Annotated in this window: 1 protein-coding gene; it reads right to left on the bottom strand. The window is 66.0% G+C overall.

Features of this window, described 5'->3' with window-relative positions:
* On the bottom strand, nucleotides 1-467 hold a 467-nt coding region (locus AACY52_RS30810), incomplete at both ends, for an FAD-binding protein (RefSeq protein WP_339561465.1).

Here is a 467-nt window from a genome sequence, read left to right on the forward strand (position 1 = left end):
GGCGAAGATCTTGCCGGTTTCGGTGATACCGGGCAGCCGTTCGTGCAGCACCTTCGGGTCGATATGGTCGAGGTGAAGGAAGATATGGTCCTTCTCCTTGCCGACGCCGCGCCCCTCGCGCATTTCCATCGCCATCGAGCGCGACACGACGTCGCGGCTGGCAAGATCCTTGGCGGACGGGGCGTAGCGCTCCATGAAGCGCTCGCCCTCGGAGTTGGTCAGGTAACCACCCTCGCCGCGTGCGCCTTCGGTGATCAGCACGCCCGCGCCGTAAATGCCGGTCGGGTGGAACTGGACGAATTCCATGTCCTGCAACGGCAGCCCGGCGCGCAGCACCATCCCGCCGCCGTCGCCGGTGCAGGTGTGGGCGGACGTCGCCGAGAAATAGGTACGGCCATAGCCGCCCGTCGCCAGCACCACGGCATGGCTGCGGAAGCGGTGGATCGACCCGTCATCCATGCACAAAG

Source organism: Pseudomonas sp. EA_65y_Pfl1_P113 (genome assembly GCF_963970525.1).
Lineage (GTDB): Bacteria > Pseudomonadota > Gammaproteobacteria > Pseudomonadales > Pseudomonadaceae > Aquipseudomonas > Aquipseudomonas tritici.